The organism is Actinomadura spongiicola, assembly GCF_003432485.1.
GTDB lineage: Bacteria > Actinomycetota > Actinomycetes > Streptosporangiales > Streptosporangiaceae > Spirillospora > Spirillospora spongiicola.
Map to the genome: position 1 here is coordinate 111,133 of NZ_QVNQ01000005.1, position 15,560 is coordinate 126,692.

At 73.8% G+C, this 15,560-nt stretch carries 15 protein-coding genes; 7 read left to right on the forward strand and 8 right to left on the reverse strand.

Annotated elements, in window-relative coordinates; genetic code table 11:
- The first annotated feature begins 22 nt into the window (after positions 1–22).
- The 3 genes from D0T12_RS16995 to D0T12_RS17005 all read left to right on the forward strand — a co-directional run bounded on the left by D0T12_RS16995 (position 23) and on the right by D0T12_RS17005 (position 1,756).
- Positions 23–667 carry a ClpP family protease gene (locus D0T12_RS16995; RefSeq protein ID WP_117400589.1) on the forward strand — a complete coding sequence of 215 codons (645 nt, stop codon included), beginning with the start codon at positions 23–25 and terminating at the stop codon, positions 665–667.
- Positions 664–1,269 carry an ATP-dependent Clp protease proteolytic subunit gene (locus D0T12_RS17000; RefSeq protein WP_117400590.1) on the forward strand — a complete coding sequence of 202 codons (606 nt, stop codon included), beginning with the start codon at positions 664–666 and terminating at the stop codon, positions 1,267–1,269. The genes D0T12_RS16995 and D0T12_RS17000 overlap by 4 nt, the downstream gene beginning before the upstream one ends.
- A gap of 142 nt (positions 1,270–1,411) precedes the next feature.
- A complete protein-coding gene (locus D0T12_RS17005) occupies positions 1,412–1,756 on the forward strand; it encodes an RNA polymerase-binding protein RbpA (RefSeq protein WP_067802035.1) in 345 nt (114 codons plus the stop codon).
- Between the two features lie 134 nt (positions 1,757–1,890).
- Here D0T12_RS17005 and D0T12_RS17010 read toward each other — a convergent pair whose 3' ends face one another.
- Positions 1,891–2,571 carry a response regulator gene (locus D0T12_RS17010; protein WP_117400591.1) on the reverse strand — a complete coding sequence of 227 codons (681 nt, stop codon included), beginning with the start codon at positions 2,569–2,571 and terminating at the stop codon, positions 1,891–1,893.
- Complete coding sequence (locus tag D0T12_RS17015) at positions 2,568–3,635, reverse strand: sensor histidine kinase (protein WP_199487511.1); 1,068 nt, start codon at positions 3,633–3,635, stop codon at positions 2,568–2,570. Before D0T12_RS17015 ends, D0T12_RS17010 begins: the two co-directional genes overlap by 4 nt.
- Positions 3,636–3,802: 167 nt before the next feature.
- On the opposite strand from D0T12_RS17015, the gene D0T12_RS17020 reads away from it, so the two are divergent.
- Genes D0T12_RS17020 through D0T12_RS17030 form a run of 3 tightly spaced genes read left to right on the forward strand, consistent with a single transcriptional unit; the run spans position 3,803 to position 7,007 of the window.
- Positions 3,803–4,732, forward strand: a complete 930-nt coding sequence (locus D0T12_RS17020) for an ABC transporter ATP-binding protein (protein WP_117400593.1) — start codon at positions 3,803–3,805, stop codon at positions 4,730–4,732.
- Positions 4,729–6,183: a DUF1349 domain-containing protein gene (locus D0T12_RS36620; protein ID WP_233526120.1), complete on the forward strand. Its 1,455-nt coding sequence runs from the start codon at positions 4,729–4,731 to the stop codon at positions 6,181–6,183. Before D0T12_RS17020 ends, D0T12_RS36620 begins: the two co-directional genes overlap by 4 nt.
- Positions 6,184–6,194: 11 nt before the next feature.
- Positions 6,195–7,007 (forward strand): ABC transporter permease subunit, encoded by an 813-nt coding sequence (locus D0T12_RS17030; protein WP_233526121.1) that lies wholly within the window; start codon positions 6,195–6,197, stop codon positions 7,005–7,007.
- A gap of 4 nt (positions 7,008–7,011) precedes the next feature.
- On the opposite strand, the gene D0T12_RS17035 is transcribed toward D0T12_RS17030, so the two are convergent.
- From D0T12_RS17035 to kamD, 6 genes are all read right to left on the reverse strand, one after another.
- Positions 7,012–7,521 (reverse strand): FxsA family protein, encoded by a 510-nt coding sequence (locus tag D0T12_RS17035; protein WP_117400595.1) that lies wholly within the window; start codon positions 7,519–7,521, stop codon positions 7,012–7,014.
- Positions 7,522–7,610: 89 nt separating this feature from the next.
- Positions 7,611–8,375: a polyprenol monophosphomannose synthase gene (locus D0T12_RS17040; RefSeq protein ID WP_117400596.1), complete on the reverse strand. Its 765-nt coding sequence runs from the start codon at positions 8,373–8,375 to the stop codon at positions 7,611–7,613.
- Positions 8,376–8,380: 5 nt separating this feature from the next.
- Complete coding sequence (lnt, locus tag D0T12_RS17045; protein WP_233526122.1) at positions 8,381–10,135, reverse strand: apolipoprotein N-acyltransferase; 1,755 nt, start codon at positions 10,133–10,135, stop codon at positions 8,381–8,383.
- Positions 10,136–10,645: 510 nt separating this feature from the next.
- Positions 10,646–11,044, reverse strand: coding sequence for a 3-aminobutyryl-CoA ammonia lyase (gene kal, locus D0T12_RS17050; protein ID WP_117400597.1), 399 nt, complete (start codon positions 11,042–11,044; stop codon positions 10,646–10,648).
- Positions 11,041–11,940: a lysine 5,6-aminomutase subunit beta gene (gene kamE, locus D0T12_RS17055; RefSeq protein WP_117400598.1), complete on the reverse strand. Its 900-nt coding sequence runs from the start codon at positions 11,938–11,940 to the stop codon at positions 11,041–11,043. The genes kal and kamE overlap by 4 nt, the downstream gene beginning before the upstream one ends.
- A complete protein-coding gene (gene kamD / locus D0T12_RS17060; RefSeq protein ID WP_117400599.1) occupies positions 11,937–13,562 on the reverse strand; it encodes a lysine 5,6-aminomutase subunit alpha in 1,626 nt (541 codons plus the stop codon). Before kamD ends, kamE begins: the two co-directional genes overlap by 4 nt.
- A gap of 272 nt (positions 13,563–13,834) precedes the next feature.
- Here kamD and D0T12_RS17065 point away from each other — a divergent pair, with 272 nt between their 5' ends.
- The gene (locus D0T12_RS17065) at positions 13,835–14,602 is read left to right on the forward strand and encodes a bestrophin-like domain (protein ID WP_117400600.1); all 768 of its coding nucleotides are present in this window, start codon (positions 13,835–13,837) and stop codon (positions 14,600–14,602) included.
- The last annotated feature ends 958 nt before the right edge of the window (positions 14,603–15,560 follow it).

Here is a 15,560-nt window from a genome sequence, read left to right on the forward strand (position 1 = left end):
CTGTACAGAAAAGGCGGTCGGTATGCGCGGTGAACAGCGGCACTGGGACGGCGGGCGACCGGTGGAGACGTTCGTGGGCCGGGCGAGGGTCAGCGTGACCGAGGCGCCGCAACTGGCGCAGGCGCAGCTGTTCGAGCGGCTCCTCGCCCAGCGGATCGTGTTCCTCGGAACCGAGATCGACGACCAGGTCGCCAACCGGATCAACGGGCAGTTGCTGCTCCTGGCGGCGCAGGACGCGCGGCGCGACATCACGATCTACATCAACTCGCCCGGCGGCGTCGTGGACGCAGGGATGGCGATCTACGACATGATGCAGTTCGTCCCCAACGACATATCCACCGTCGTGATGGGCATGGCGGCGTCCATGGGACAGACGCTGCTGTGCGCCGGGACGCGGGGCAAACGGTACGCGCTCCGGCACGCCCGGGTGATGATGCACCAGCCGCACGGCGGGATCGGCGGCACCGCGTCCGACATCAAGATCCAGGCGGAGCAGTCGCTCTATCTCAAGCGGACCCTGGCGGAGCGGACCGCGTTCCACACCGGGCAGCCGCTGGAACAGATCGAGGCCGACGGGGACCGGGACGCGTGGTTCACCGCCGAACAGGCCCGCGACTACGGTTTCGTCGACCACGTCGTCGACAGCACCGACCGGGTGGGAACATGACACGGACGGAACGGCGCCATCTCGTCCCCGAGTTCGAGGAGCGGACCGCCTACGGGCGCAAGGACTCCGACCCCTACGACAAGCTGTTCGAGGACCGCATCGTGTTCCTCGGGACGCCGGTGGACGACACCAGCGCCAACGACGTCACCGCGCAACTGCTGGCGCTGGAGGGCATCGACGCCGACCGGCCCATCGCCCTGTACATCAACTCCCCCGGCGGGTCCCTGACGGCGATGCTGGCGATCTGCGACACGATGCGCTACGTCCGGCCCCCGATCGAGACGACCTGCGTCGGGCAGGCCGGCGCCGCCGCGGCGATCCTGCTGGCGGCGGGCGCGCCGGGCCGGCGGGCGGCGCTCAGCGGGGCGCGGATCGTGCTGGGGGAACCGGCGATCGAGGTGGCCCGCGGCCATGCCGCCGACCTGGACATCCAGGCCCGGGAGGTGCTGCGGCTGCGCGAGCAGACCGAGGCGATCCTGGCGGAGAGCACCGGGCGGGACCCGGCGACCGTGCGCCGTGATCTTGATCGCACGCGCTTCTTCACGGCCGCGCAGGCCAAGGAATACGGCCTGATCGACGAGGTCATCACGTCCCGCCGGTGACGCCCCGACCGGGCGCCGCGACCGGCCCGGCCCGCGGCCGTCCGCAAACGACAGGATTGGATCATGCCGCCCCGGGGAATCTTGTCACGGGATTCAGCGTTGGTCAGGGCAAGACCGCAAGCCGTCTGGGAGGCACGTGACGATGGCCGAGCGCGCACTTCGCGGCACCCGACTCGGAGCGACGAGCTACGAGAACGATCGCAACACCGATCTGGCCCCTCGGCAAGAGGTGGACTACACCTGTACCAAGGGCCACCGGTTCACCGTGACGCTCGCAGCCGAGGCCGAGGTGCCGATGACCTGGGAATGCCGCAACTGCGGCGCCACGGCCCTGCGGGTCGACGGGGAGTTGCCCCAGGCGAAAAAGGGTAAACCACCGCGCACGCACTGGGACATGCTCATGGAACGCCGGACCGTCGAGGACCTCGAGGAGGTTCTCGCGGAACGACTGGAGATCCTGCGGGCGGGACGCAGGAAGTCCGCGTGAGCGGCACCTGAACGACCGAGGGGAACAGCAAAGGGGCACAGGAGTTTCTGGGCGGGCCCGTACCGATGACGGTACGGGCCCGCCCCATGTCCGCACCTGGTCAGGGGGCACCGCCTGGCCCTGAGGTCCGTCGGTCACCGGCCTGAGCGGGGCAGGATCAGGCCGCTCTCGTAGGCGGCGACGACCGCCTGGACCCGGTCACGCAACCCCAGCTTGCGCAGGACGCGACTCACGTGCGTCTTGACCGTCTCCTCCCCCACCGTGAGGCGGGCGGCGATCTCGGCGTTGTTGAGGCCCTCGGCGACCAGGCGCAGGACGTCGGTCTCCCGCGCCGTCAACGTCTCCAGCGCGGTCTCCAGCGCGCCGGACGGACGCGACGGCGCCCGCGGGCGGAGCCGGACGAACTCCCCGATGAGACGGCGGGTGACCGCGGGCGCCAGCAGCGCCTCCCCCGCCGCGACGACCCGGACGGCGTCGAACAGCCGCTCGGCCGTGACGTCCTTGAGCAGGAACCCGCTGGCCCCGGCGACCAGCGCGTCGTACACGTGCTCGTCGAGGTCGAACGTGGTCAGCATCAGGATCCGCGGCGCGTCGGGGGCGGCGGCGACGCGGCGGGTGGCCTCGATGCCGTCCATGACGGGCATCCGCACGTCCATCAGCACGACGTCGGGTCGCCGGTCGCGGCACACGCGGACCGCGGCGGCGCCGTCGGCGGCGGTGCCGACGACGGCCAGGTCGGGTTGCGTGCCGAGCAGCGCGCCGAACCCGGCGCGGACGACCTCCTGGTCGTCGGCCACGACGACACGGACCGTCACGACCGGTCGCCTTCCGGTGCCGGCAGCGTCGCCTCCACCAGGAACCCGCCGACCGGCCCGGGACCGGTGCGCAGGGCACCGCCGACCGCGGCGGCGCGTTCCCGCATCCCGAGCAGGCCATGCCCCGCGACCCCGGCCTCGCCCCCGTGCCCCGTGCCGGTTTCAGCGTCGTCGCCGGGTCCGGGACCGTTGTCGCGGACGCTGACGCGCAGGGCCTCCGGGGCGTAGTCGAGTTCCACGTCGACGGCGGCGCCGGGCGCGTGCCGCCGCGCGTTGGTGAGGGCCTCCTGCACGATCCGGTAGGCGGCGAGTTCCACCCCCGGTTCCAGGGCCGCGACGGCGCCGCGGACGCGCAGCCGGACACTCGCTGGACCGGACGCCCGGGTCTCGTCGAGCAGGTCCAGGAGTTGTTGCAGGCCCGGCTGGGGGCGGCGGGTCGGTTCGGCGCCCGCGTCCTCGCGCAGCACGCCGAGCAGCCGCCGCATCTCGGTCAGCGCGGTCCGGGCGGTGTCGCCGATGGCCAGCAGCCGTTCGGCGCCCTCGTCCGGCATGCCGGGCACGGCGAGCCGCGCGGTCTCCGCCTGCACGGAGATCATCGAGATGTGGTGGGCGACGACGTCGTGGAGTTCACGGGCGATGCGGGCGCGTTCGCCCCGCGCGGTGTGCTCCAGCAGCGTGTTCTCGAACGCCCGGCGGGAGGCGTCCCGCGCCGCTGCGGCGGCGCGGCGCCGCCGCGTCCGGCGCCGGACGTACACCGACCAGACGGCGACGAACGCGACGACCGCCGTCACGGCCACCCCGCGGTGCATGACGCACGCCGCGGCGCCGGCCGCGGTGACGGTCACGGCGGCGGCGGTGACACGGTCGCGGACACGGTCACGGAGCAGGACGAGCGGGAGCGCCGCGCACACGTCCACCACGATGGCCAGGGACAGCGCCGCGCCGGACCCCCCGGTCCTGAGGGCCGCCTCGGCCGTCCCGGCCAGGGCCAGGCAGACCCCGGCGGCGGGCCACGGACCCGGCCACCGCGCGCCGCGTTCCGCTCCCCTCCCCCTGCGACCCATCCCGCTACGACCCACGATCCCGCTACGACCCACGCCGATCATTGTGGCGTGAACGCGGCGCGGCGGCGTCCCCCGGCGGAGGGACGCGGCGTCCCTCCGCCCCCGCCGCCCGGAACCGGTCCACGGCGGGATGCCCCCGGCCGCGGCGGTCCGTAGCCTCCCAGGCCATGGACGCAACCATCGAAGTGCGTGGCCTGAGCAAACGGTACGGGCCGACCACCGCCGTGGACGGCCTGACCTTCACCGTCGCCCCGGGGCGGGTCACTGGGTTCGTCGGCCCGAACGGCGCCGGCAAGTCCACCACCATGCGGATGATCATGGGGTTGGACCGGCCCGACGCGGGCACGGCCCTGGTCGGCGGGCGGTCGTACCGGTCGCTGCGGACGCCGCTGTGCCGGCTCGGGGCGTTGCTGGACGCGTCGGCGGTGCATCCGGCGCGGCGGGCCCGCGACCATCTGCGGTGGCTCGCGCACGCCAACGGGTTGCCCGTCCGCCGTGTCGACGAGGTGATCGAACTGGCCGGGCTGACCGGCGCGGCCGGACGCCGCGCGGGCGGGTTCTCGCTCGGTATGCGGCAGCGGCTCGGGATCGCGGCGGCGCTGCTCGGCGACCCGCCCGTGCTGATGTTCGACGAGCCGGTGAACGGGCTCGACCCCGACGGCATCGCCTGGATGCGGGGGTTGCTGCGGTCACTGGCCGGGGAGGGCCGCGCGGTCCTGGTGTCCAGCCATCTGATGAGCGAGCTGGAGGGCGGCGCCGACCACCTCGTCATGATCGGCCGGGGCCGCCTGATCGCCGACATCGGTGTCGGGGAGTTGCTGGACGCCGCGTCCGGCGGCCGGGTGGAGCTGCGCACCGCCCGGCGGCAGGAGGCGATGACCGTGCTGGCGCACGCGGGCGCGACGGTCACGGCCCACGGCACGGACGCGGTGACCGTCGCGGGCCTGGACTCCGAGCGGATCATCGCCCTGCTGACGGGGGCCGGGGTGACGTTCAGCGGGGTCGCCGCGTACCGGGCGTCGCTGGAAGAGGCCTACATGGAGCTGACCCGGGACGCGGTGGAGTTCCAGGCCGTGACCGGGCGGGTGGCGCCGTGACCGCCCCGGGGCCGACCGCCGTGACGCCGTACCGCAGCACCGTCCAGGACGAGGCCCGCGACGGGTTCGGGCGGCTGCTGCTGGCCGAATGGACCAAGCTGCGGACCGTCCCCCGGTGGACGCTGACCCTCCTGGCGTCGGTCGCGCTGACCGTGCTGGTGGCGTTGCTGACGGCCGCCGGCGCGCAGGCGTCCGGGACGGGCAAGGGGATCTCCGACCCCGACCGGGTGCAGATCCACGACCTGGGGCACTTCACCTACCAGCCGCTGGCCGGGGACGGCGCCGTCGTCGCCCGCGTCACGTCCCAGGGGGGCGGCGGCGCGTGGGCGAAGGCGGGGCTGATGGTCCGCGGCAGCGCGGACCGCGCCACACCGTACGCGGCGCTGATGGTGACCCCAGGGCACGGCGTCCGGCTCCAGACCGGCTACAAGGGCGACGGGCAGGGCGGTGGGACGGGCACCGCGCCGCGCTGGCTGCGGCTGGTCCGATCGGGCACGACCGTGACGGGGTTCGAGTCCGCGGACGGGCGCGACTGGCGGCGCGTCGGGTCGGTGACGCTGGACGGGCTGCCCCGCACGGCCCTGGCGGGCCTGTTCGTCGCCGCGCCGAACACCGCGAAGGTCCAACGCCGGTTCGGCGGTGAGACCGTCGACTCGGCGCCCTCCGACACCCGCGCCACGTTCGACCACGTGTCGGTGTCGCCCGCGTGGCCCGGCGCGCGGTGGCGGGACCGCGGCGCCCCGGGCGGGCCCGCCGACCAGGGCACGGGCGGTAGCACGCAGGAGGGCGGGACGTTCACGCTGGCCGGGTCCGGTGACATCGGCCATGACGCGTTCGCCGACGACGTCACCCGCGTCACCCTCACCGGCGCGCTGATCGGGCAGGCCGCGATCGTCGCCGTGGCGGTGCTGTTCATGACGGCCGAGCACCGGCGCGGCATGGTGCGCACGACGTTCGCGGCGAGCCCGCGGCGCGGCCGGGTGCTGGCCGCCAAGGCGGTCGTGGTGGGCGTGGCGTCGCTCGCGGCGGGGCTGGTCGCCGCGTTCGGCGCGATGTTGCTGGCCGCGCCGCTACTGCGCGCGGGCGGGCTCGCGCCGCCGCCGCTGTCGGACCCGGCGGTGCTGCGGGCCGTGCTGGGCACGGCGGCGCTGATGGGCGTCGTCGCGGTGCTCGGTCTGGCGGTCGCGGCGATCGTGCGGCGCAGCGCGCCCGCGATCACGATCGTGCTGCTGCTCCTGCTGCTCCCGCAGATCGTGGCGACCGGGCTGCCGTTGTCGGCCGCGCGGTGGCTGGAACGGGTCACGCCCGCCGCCGGGTTCGCGGTGCAGCACACCGTCGACCGGTTCGACCGGGCGATCGGCCCGTGGGCCGGGTTCGGGGTGCTGTGCGCGTACGCGGCGGTGGCGATGCTCGTCGCGACGTGGCTGGTCAGGCGCCGGGACGCGGCGTGACGGGCAGCGTGATGAGCAGCGTGAGGGGCGGAGGGGCCGGCAGGGCGGTCCGGGCGGAGTGGACCAAGCTGCGGACGCTGCCGAGCACCGGGTGGCTGTTGTTCGCGCTGGCCGGGATCACCGTCGCGGTCGGCGCGGCGGTCACCGGGAGCGTCGACACCGCCGACTGCGTGACCCCGGCCGCCTGCGAGGAGGACACGCCGAGGCTGGCGCTGTCGGGGGTGCGGCTCGGTCAGATCGCCGCGATCGTCCTCGGCGTCCTCGCGGTCGGCGGCGAGTACGCCACCGGGACGATCACCGCGACGCTGGCGGCGGTGCCGCGCCGCGGCACGGTCCTGGCCGCCAAGGCGGCCGTGGTCGCCGGCGCCGTCGCCGCCGCGGGCGCGGTCGGGGTGCTGGCGGCGCTCGCGGTGGGCCGGGGGATCCTGCCCCGCAACGGGTTCACCGCCGCGCACGGGTATCCGCCGCTGTCGCCGCTGGACGGCGCCACGGCGCGGGCCGCGGCCGGGACCGTCCTGTACCTGGTGCTGGTGGCGTTGCTGTCCCTCGGCGTCGCGACGGCCCTGCGGGACACGGCGGCGGCGACCACGGCGGTGCTGGCGCTGCTGTGGATCGTCCCGATCGTCACGCGGCTCGTCGGGGACGCGGCATGGCGGGAACGGCTGGAGAAGGTCGCGCCGATGTCGGCGGGACTGGCCGTCCAGTCCACGCGGGACCTGGAGCGGCTTCCGATCGGGCCGTGGCCGGGCCTGGGCGTGCTCGCCGGGTACGCGGCGGCGGCGATGCTGGTCGGCGGGGTGCTGTTCGCCGTCCGGGACGCCTGAGCGGTCAGGCGCGGGACGGGGAGTCGTCGCCCTCGGTGACGTCGTCGACGACCTCGCCGCGGACCACCGGTCCCGGCGGGGTCTGCGCCCGTCCGAAGCCGGGCGGGAACACCACGCGGGTCCGGATCCCGTCGTGGTGCGCGGAGGCCCGGACCCGCCGCGACGCGTACCGGGACAGGGCGCGGCGCACGAGCGGACGCGTGACCGGCAGGACGAACGCGAACCCGAACACGTCGGTGACGAACCCGGGCGTCAGCAGCAGCACACCGCCGGCCAGGATCAGGGCGGCGTCGGCGATCTCCCGGTCGGGCATGACGCCGCGGCGCAGCGTGGCCTCCAGGGTCCGCCACGCGCGGCGGCCCTCGCGCCGCACGATCCAGCCGCCGAGCAGGCTCTCGGCGACCAGCAGCGCGACCGTGGGCCAGGCGCCGATCACCCCGCCCACCTGGATGATCACGAAGATCTCCAGGACGGGCATCACCAGGAATGCCAGGACCAGTAGCAGCGGCAGCATGACTCCATCTTCGGGTCGCGGGGAGAAGAATCCCTCTCTCCCCTGACAACGCCGGAACACCCCCCAACGTTTCCCGGCGGGTGCCGGGCTCAGCGGCGGGCGCGTTCGAGCCTGCGGGCGCGGGCCCGGCGGACGCGGGCGGCCATGCCCCACTGGGTGATGCGCACCGCCGCCTCCATCATCACGTCGCGGCTCATCTTGCTGGTGCCGTGGACGCGTTCGACGAAGGTGATGGGGACCTCCACGACGAGCAGTCCCCGCCGCAACGCCCGCAGCGCCAGGTCGATCTGGAAGCAGTAGCCGCGCGAGTCGACACCGTCCAACCCGATCTTGTCGAGCGTCGCGGCGCGGAACGCGCGGTAGCCGCCGGTGGAGTCGTGCAGGGGGATGCCGAGCATCAGCCGGGCGTAGGTGTTGGCGCCGCGCGACAGCGCCTCACGCCGCTTGGGCCAGTTGCGGACCTTGCCGCCGGGGACCCAGCGGGCGCCGATGACCAGGTCGGCGTCCTGCAGCGCGGTCAGCAGGCGCGGCAGTTCCTCCGGCTGGTGCGAACCGTCGGCGTCCATCTCGACCATCACGTCGTAGCCCCGTTCGGCCGCCCACCGGAAACCGGCGATGTAGGCGGGGCCGAGGCCGTCCTTGCCCGCCCGGTGCAGGACCTTGATCTGCTCGTCGTCCGCGGCCATGGCGTCGGCGACCTCGCCGGTGCCGTCCGGGCTGGCGTCGTCGACGACCAGCAGGTCCACCGACGGAACCGCCTCGCGCACCCGGGCGGCGATGCGTTCGATGTTGTCCCGCTCGTTGTACGTCGGGATGATCACGAGCACCCGGCCGAGGTCGGCTGGGATCTCCATCGGTGTCAGTTCCCCTCGTCCTTCCTGACCGCCGTCCACGCCGCCGCGCAGACCGCGCCGAGCCCGAGCACCGCGAGCACCCGTTCGGGCGCCGCGCCGACCCGGTCGGCGAGCGTCCGCGACGTCCGCGCCTGGACGGTGGCGACCTGCAGGTCCGGGACGAACTCCCCGGACCTGTCGATCATCCGGCCGTCCGGGGCGACGATCGCGCTGATGCCGCTGGTCGCGGCAACCAAGATCGTACGGCCATGTTCGACCGCGCGCAGCCGGGACATCGCGACCTGCTGCGGCGGCAGACTGGTGCGGCCGTAGGTGGCGTTGTTGGTCTGCACGACCAGCAGACTGCCGCGCGCCACGTCGCGGACCTCCCGATCGTAGGCGACCTCGAAGCAGATCACGTCGCCGACGGTCACCGGGCCGAGCCGCATGACGCCGGAGCGGGTGCCCTTGGCGAAGTCGCGGGGGATCTGCTCGAACCGTGTGATCAGCTTGGTGAGGACGTCGCGGAACGGCAGGTACTCCCCGAACGGGACGGGGTGCCGCTTGACGTAGTAGTCGCCGGGCCCGGTGCTCGGGTCCCAGACGATGCCGCGGTTCTCGACCTTCTCGCCGTCGGGGGTGTCGGTGAGGGCGCCGACCAGGACGGGGACGCCGACGGCCCGCACCGCGCCGTCGATGGCCTGGTACGCCTCGGGTTCGCTGTAGGGGTCCAGGTCACTGGCGTTCTCGGGCCACACGACCAGTTCGGGCCGGGGCAGGGTGCCGGCGCGGACCTTCGCGGCCAGTTCGTGGGTGGCCCGGACGTGGTTGTTCAGGACGGCCTTGCGCTGGCCGAGCGCGTCCAGGCCGAGGCGGGGCACGTTGCCCTGGACGACGGCGACGGTGACGGGACGCCCCGCGGTGGGGGTGGGGATCAGCGCCCCGAGCCCGGCGAGCGCCGCGACGGCGCCGAGCGCGGCGCCCACGGGCACCAAGGCGGCCAGGAGACCGGGCCGCTTCTCACCGGGCGTCTCACCGCTCGGTTCGTCGCTCCCCTCACCGCCTGCCCGATCGTCCGCGCGGCGCTGGTCTCGGTGGGCGGTGCGGGCAGGGTGGGCGGTGCGGGCGCGGTGGGCGGCGACGGCGGCGTAGGCGAGCAGCCCGCCGATCAGAGCGGTCAGGAACGTGACCAGGGGCGCGCCGCCGTAGGAGGCGTAGGGCGTCAGGACCGTGGCCGTCTGGCTGAACGCGAGCCGCGCCCACGGGAACCCGCCGAACGGGACGTGCCCGCGCACCAGTTCCTCGCCGACCCACAGCGCGGCCGTCCACAGCGGCCAGAGCGGCAGCCGTGTGACCAGGCAGATCCCGGCGCCGAGCGGCACGAAGTACAGGGCCTGGACGAGGCTGAGCACGATCCACCCGTCCGGCCCGATCGCGGCGATCCCCTCCAGGACGGGCAGGAAGAACGCGGCGCCGCCGACGAAGCCGAGCCAGGCGCCGGTTCGGGCGGGCAGACCGCGCAGCACGAAGATGAACAGCGCGACCCCGACGGGCGCCAGGAACGTGAGGTCGTACGGCGGGAACGCGGGCCACATGACCAGCCCGGCGGTGGCGGCGCTGAGGGTGCGGGGCCAGCCGGCGCGGCCGCCGACGCGCAGCCAGTGCCGCAGCCTCTCGGCCCGCCCGTCCGGCCGGGTCGCGGGTGCCGGGCCCGCGGGGCCATGGGGATCCCGGCCGGGGTCGCCGGTCGGCGACCGGTCAGGAAGGGTCTCCTGGGCCACGTCCCACCTCGTTCCTCGGTCCGTTGGCAGGAACGCTACCGGGCCGTGGCCACCACGGCGACCGGGCCGGCCACGGCGGACGGGTCCCGTCCCGCGCCCACAGCGGACGAAACAGCGGACGAAACGGCGGGCGGACGGCGGGCGGACGGCGGGCACACGGAAGAGGGCCCGCGACATCCGTCGGGCCGGAGTTCGTCCCACAGGCGGTGAGAACGAGGCTCCGTTTTCTACTGGATGTCCGGGCCCTTCCCGGGTCCAACCCCCCGCCCGATCGGGCGGCTCCGCCGGGGCACGGCCTCGGACCACCGCGCTGGCTCGGGCGGGCACGGCTGCCGACCACTCGCGTGATCCCCGTCCCGTCGTGGCGCGGTGCCCGGCGGCGCCTCGGGCGGCCGATCGGTGAGTCCCGTGCTGGACTGCAGCAAAACTACCGGCTTCCGCCACCTTGTCAACCGCCTCATGTTCTGCGGCGACTCCATGTTCTCCCAGCTCAACACCATGATCGCGAGGTCAGGGGTTTTGGCGGGCCGGAACGACGACGGTCCCCGTCGCGGTGACCGCGACGATCGGCTCGGGGAGGGCCTCGGCGGCGGACTCCCCCGCCTCGGGACGGCCCCGGCACACCACGCGGGCCTCGAAGTCCAGGACGCGGCTGCGGGTGCCGACGCGGACGAGCACGGCGGAGGTCTCCAGGACGTCCCCGGCCCGGACGGGGGCGCGGAACTGCACGTCGGAGTAGGAGGCGAACAGTCCCTCGTCGCCGTCGGCGCGGACGCACATCTCGGTGGCCACGTCCCCGAACAGCCCGAGGACGTAGGCGCCGTCGACGAGGTCACCGGCGTAGTGGGCGTGGGAGTAGGGGATGTACCGGCGGTGCGTGACGGTCATCCCCTCACGCGCGCCGCTCATCGCCCCTCCCCCGTCTCACCGGTCTCCTCCGTGTCTGCCGTGTCGTCCGTTGGCTCGTCGGTCGGCTCGTCCGTCCGGGCGGCCTCGGCGGGGCGGTCCTCGGCGGGCAGCAGGGCGTGGACGAGGTAGCTGGCTACCTCGGCGGGCGTGGTGCCCCGGCCGAAGATCCGGTCGACGCCGAGATCGGTCTCGGTGACGGTGTCGAACCGGGGGCCGCCGACGACCAGCAGCGGCCGTCCCATCCCCCCGGCGACGGCGGTCGGGTACTCGGCGTGGAACGCGGCGGCCATCTGCTTGGTGTTGTGCAGGTGCGCGTTGCGCTGCGTGACGACCTGCGACACCAGGACGGCGTCGGCGTTCTCGGCCTTGGCGCGCCGCACCAGCTCCGCCACGGTCACCTGCGCGCCCATGTTCACCACCTGGATCTCCCGGTAGTACTCCAGGCCCTTCTCCCCGGCGAACCCCTTGACGTTGAGGATCGCGTCGATGCCGACGGTGTGCGCGTCGGTGCCGATGCAGGCGCCGACGACGACCAGCCGCCGGTTCAGCGTCCGGCGGATCGCCAGGTTGACCTCCTGTGACGTCAGCAGCGGGTAGGCGCGCTCCTCCGGGACGGGGATGGACGCGTAGTCGACAAGGTGCCGGGCCTTCCCGTACACGATGAAGAACGTGAAGTCGGGGCCCATCGGCTTGGCGTGGACGACGCTGGCGGGGTCCAGGCCCATCTTCCCGGCGAGTTGCAGGGCGGCGGCGTCGGCGCGTTTCCCCGCCGGGACGGGCAGGGTGAAGGACATCTGCACCATGCCGTCGCCGGTGGTGTCGCCGTAGGGGCGGATCACCTGCCGGGTGTCGGCGGGGTCGGCGGGGGCGTGCGCTCCCGGGACCTGGACCGTCATGCGGGCACCTCCTGTTCGGCCGGGCCGGCGGTGACGCCGGCGGCCGGGTGCGGGTTCTCGGCGTCGAGGATCTCGATCGCGGGGTTGACGTACCCGTCGGCGCGGGGGACGACGCCGTCCAGGCCCTTGCCGCCGTCCGGGGGGCGGCGGGTGACGCCGAAGGTGCCCTCGGCGATCGCGTCGAGGAGGCCGTCGTCGGCGATGCGGGCGAGCAGGTCCACCGACTCCGACAGCACCCGTTTCGCGCGCTGGACGAGCATGCCGTCCGGGCGGGGCCGGAAGTCCTCGGCGATGTTCCCGCACGCGTCGCGGACGTACCGGACGTTCTCCAGCGCGAGGTCGCGGTCCGACAGCCAGGGGGTGTGGATGCCCTCGGTCATCATCCCGATCAGGATGATGGACTGCCCGGTCATCACCCCGGCGAGGTTGAAGAACGCGTCCAGTAGGTACCCGGCGAAGATGTTGCCGGTCATGTGCTTGGTCGGCGGCATGTACTTCAGCGGCGCGGCGGGGAACAGTTCCCGGACCAGCTGGGCGTGCGCGAGCTCAAGCCGGAACGACTCGGGGACCGTCGGGTCGATCTCGAACGCGTGACCGAGGCCGAGCTGCGCGTCGGTCAGACCCGCCTCGTGCCCGAATCGCTCGTTCAGCAGCTGGCTGACGATCACGGTGTGGGCGGCGTCGACGGCGTCGGCGGTGGTGAGGTAGTTGTCCTCGCCGGTGTTGATGACGATCCCGGCGCGGGCGTGGATCTGCCGGGAGAACCGCTGGTCGATGAACGTCCGGCGGGGGTTGATGTCGCGGAAGATGATGCCGTACATGCAGTCGTTGAGCATCATGTCCAGGCGTTCCAGCCCGGCGAGCGCGGCGATCTCCGGCATGCACAGCCCCGACGCGTAGTTCGTCAGACGCACGTACCGGCCCAGCTCGCGGGAGACGTCGTCCAGCGCGGCCCGCATGAGCCGGAAGTTCTCGCGGGTCGCGTACGTGCCGGCGTACCCCTCGCGGGTGGCGCCCTCGGGGACGAAGTCCAGCAGCGACTGTCCGGTGGAGCGGATCACCGCGACGACGTCGGCGCCCTCCCGCGCGGCGGCCTGCGCCTGCGGGATGTCCTCGTAGATGTCGCCGGTCGCCACGATGAGGTAGACCAGCGGCCGGGGCGGGTCGGCGGTGTCGGGGGCGGGCAGTTCGCGCAGCAGGGCGTCGCGTTCGGCGCGGCGGCGGTCGATGCGGGCGATGCCCGCGCGGGCGGCGTCCGAGGCGGCCGCGCGGGCGGCGTCCGTGTCGGCGGGCAGGCGGAAGGAGACGCGGCCCCGCGCGGCGGCGCGGGCGAGGTCACCGAGCGACCGGTGCGGGCCGTCCAGCAGCGCGTCCCAGACCGGCAGGGCCACGCCGTGCTCCAGGCCGACCTGGTCGCGGACGGCGTCGGTGAGGTGGTTGACCCACGGACGGCCCTCGTCGTCGGCGCCGGTGAGCCCGCACAGGCGCAGCAGGGCCCGCTCGACGGAGACGGTGGTGTGAGATCGGGCCATTCGAATGATCGGCTCGGCGGCCTGGGCGGCCAGCCGCCGGGCGGTTCGCACCACCTCCGGGTCGAGGTCCAGCTTCCCCTGCGGCGCCATCGCCGTCTCCCCTCGTGCGGCCACCCTCTCGGGACCCGTGAATCATCCTCCATATCGGGCCATCTACAGAAGATCTTCCGGCATAAGGCCCATCTTCCGCAAGAACCGCCGCGAGATCGCCCATGCCCTGTCATCAGAGGACATCCTCATCTTTCCCCCGCCGGGCAGTCACCTCACCCCCAGGTGAGATCACACGAAACCCCCGCCACAAACACCAACCGTGAACCTACAATCACGTGAAGTGATGGCGGATCCATCCCCCGGGGAGTGCCATGATCGTCTACTTTGCGGCCGCGGCCTGCGCCGTCGGCGTCGTGCTCGTGGCGAGCGTGCTGGTGCGGCGGACACGCGGCGGCGTCGACGACGACGCCCCCGACGGCCCCACCACCGGCCACACCGGCGCGATGCTGTCGGCGCTGTTCCTGCTCGCCTTCGCCATCGCCATCATCGTGCCGTGGACGACGTCGGACGCGGCGCGCTCCAACACCTACACCGAGAGCCAGGCCGTCGCCGAGGCGTACTGGGCCGCCGCGCGGCTGCGCCCGCCCGACGCGCAACACGTCCGGCAGGGCCTGCGCGACTACGCCGAACTGGTAGAGGGCCCCGAGTGGCGCCTCATGGAGGACGGACGGCTCAGTTCCCGGGGGTGGACGCTGCTGGACGCCCTGCGCCGCGACGTCATCGCCGTCGAGGCCGACACCGACGAGATCAAGGACGCCCGCAACGCCGTCCTGGACCACCTCGGCGAGATCTCCGCGGCCCGGCGCCAACGCGCCATGGACGCCGACAGCGCACCCCCCACCGGGCTGCTCGTCATCACCGTCCTCACCGGGATCACGGTCACGCTGCTGCCCTTCTTCGCCGGTGCCCGGCCGCGCGGGGCGTCCCTGATCCCCCTGGCCCTGATGGCCGCGCTGCTGGCCGCGGGAACGTACCTGACCATCGACATCTCCCACGCGTTCGACGGACCCCTGGCCGTCGAACCCGACGCGTTCACTGAACTACAGGCCGACCTGCGACGCATCGCCGGAGGTGGCTGAGCGTGCGCCGCGACCCCGTCCCGTCCACCGCGACGCTGGCCGTCCCTCCCGCACTGGCGCTGGCCCTAACGCTGGCCGCCTCCGCAGCCGGACCAGTGCCCGCATCCGCCGAACCACTCCCGAAGCCGCGAATCAGTCTGTGCATCGACATCGAGATCACCCTCGGCGCCAACACCGCCCGCGGTCACCACAAATGCCCCCCACCCCCACCCACACCGCCACCCACTCCACCCACTCCACCCCCGCCATCACCGCCCCCTCCCCCGACCCCCACTCCCCCGACCCCGCCGACTCCACCCCCACCCGAACCCTCAGAGCCCCCAGAGCCGTCCGAGCCTCCGTCCCCGACGCCACCCACGAACAGCCCGGCGCCACCACCGCGCCCACCCCAACCCCGACCCGTCGCAGCCGTACCCCCCGCACCCCCGCGCCCACCCGAGGCGCGCCCGCAGCCGTCCCCGCCCAAGAAGCCCGCACCCGTCCAGGCCCACATCGCCCCCCGCGCACGAAAGGCGCCGCCACCGCGCCGCGCCCCACTGAGCACCTCCCTGGTCCTGGTCGTCCTCGCGGTCGTCATCAGCGCGGGCGCGGCCATAGCCTTCGCCCGCTGACCCCACCCGCAACAACACACATGCCCGGCAACGCACACCGGGGCGCCCACGAGGACGCACACGGAAAGACGCACCGGGACGCGCACGGGCAAGGGAACGGGACGCACAGCAGGACACATAGGGAGACGGGACACCTTGACGCGGACGAGGGCGCGCACCGCCCTCGGCGACGGCGTGCTACTCACCTGGGAACACGCCCAGGGGCGCACACGGAGTCCCGCACGGACATGTGCACGCGACACGCACGGGCCTGCGGACCGAACGACCGGGACGCACACGGGCTACGCAACCGGTATGCGCACGGGGGGCGCACACAGAGACGTACACGGGCACGGGCACGCCCACCA

Coding starts and splice junctions, on each gene's coding strand:
- D0T12_RS17065 (WP_117400600.1), top strand. CDS start 13,835: ATGATCGTCTACTTTGCGGCCGCGGCCTGCGCCGTCGGCGTCGTGCTC.
- D0T12_RS17015 (WP_199487511.1), bottom strand. CDS start 3,635: ATGGGTCGCAGGGGGAGGGGAGCGGAACGCGGCGCGCGGTGGCCGGGT.
- kal (WP_117400597.1), bottom strand. CDS start 11,044: ATGAGCGGCGCGCGTGAGGGGATGACCGTCACGCACCGCCGGTACATC.
- kamE (WP_117400598.1), bottom strand. CDS start 11,940: ATGACGGTCCAGGTCCCGGGAGCGCACGCCCCCGCCGACCCCGCCGAC.
- D0T12_RS17020 (WP_117400593.1), top strand. CDS start 3,803: ATGGACGCAACCATCGAAGTGCGTGGCCTGAGCAAACGGTACGGGCCG.
- D0T12_RS17035 (WP_117400595.1), bottom strand. CDS start 7,521: ATGCTGCCGCTGCTACTGGTCCTGGCATTCCTGGTGATGCCCGTCCTG.
- D0T12_RS16995 (WP_117400589.1), top strand. CDS start 23: ATGCGCGGTGAACAGCGGCACTGGGACGGCGGGCGACCGGTGGAGACG.
- kamD (WP_117400599.1), bottom strand. CDS start 13,562: ATGGCGCCGCAGGGGAAGCTGGACCTCGACCCGGAGGTGGTGCGAACC.
- D0T12_RS17030 (WP_233526121.1), top strand. CDS start 6,195: ATGAGCAGCGTGAGGGGCGGAGGGGCCGGCAGGGCGGTCCGGGCGGAG.
- D0T12_RS17005 (WP_067802035.1), top strand. CDS start 1,412: ATGGCCGAGCGCGCACTTCGCGGCACCCGACTCGGAGCGACGAGCTAC.
- D0T12_RS17040 (WP_117400596.1), bottom strand. CDS start 8,375: ATGGAGATCCCAGCCGACCTCGGCCGGGTGCTCGTGATCATCCCGACG.
- D0T12_RS17000 (WP_117400590.1), top strand. CDS start 664: ATGACACGGACGGAACGGCGCCATCTCGTCCCCGAGTTCGAGGAGCGG.